This is a genomic window from Flammeovirga agarivorans, from assembly GCF_012641475.1.
In the GTDB taxonomy this organism is placed as follows: Bacteria; Bacteroidota; Bacteroidia; order Cytophagales; family Flammeovirgaceae; genus Flammeovirga; species Flammeovirga agarivorans.
Genome location: NZ_JABAIL010000111.1, coordinates 1 through 600, shown reverse-complemented (window position 1 = coordinate 600; position 600 = coordinate 1). Strand labels below are relative to the sequence as shown.

Here is a 600-nt window from a genome sequence, read left to right as displayed (position 1 = left end):
ATACCATTAAAGCGACACTTGAGAATACGAAGGAGGACAAGATTAGGCATATCCCCTTGCTGATTTCGCTCAAGTGCGATGATAGTATCAGAGAGTTGACGCAGAGACCCAGACCCACGCAAGTCAGTAATGGAAACAGCACGTCCTTCTTCATGAGCTTTACCTTTCTCCGGGTTCTTCAGGTGGCAAATAACAATGAGTACCACTCCGGTTGACTTAGCGAACCCTTTCAGCTTGGTCATGAGTCGGTCAATCATCTTGCGCTCATCGGATTCCTCAGAGGCAGACACTACGATTGAGATGTGGTCCAGAATGATTACGTCACAGTTTAACCCTGTGCGCATGTAGTGCAGCTTCGCTAACAGTCGGTCCACCTCAGCTTCCGCAAAGGAGTCATAAAGGTGGAACTGGTCGGTACCATACAGTTCATCGAACCATTTGTCATACGTACCGTCTTCTATCAGCTTCTGCTTGTACTCACGGGGTTGCTGCCGTAAGCGGATACCGTTGGCAATCCCTAAGACATCCTCCATCGTCTCCTCTACGGACTCCTCTAGCATCGCCATGGCAACCTTCAGTCCTTGCTCTTTGGCGAACTCG

At 49.5% G+C, this 600-nt stretch carries 1 protein-coding gene; it reads right to left on the bottom strand.

The window, feature by feature from the left end:
* The coding region (locus tag HGP29_RS28485; protein ID WP_168885841.1) for a DnaB-like helicase C-terminal domain-containing protein at nucleotides 1-600 on the bottom strand (600 nt) is incomplete at both ends.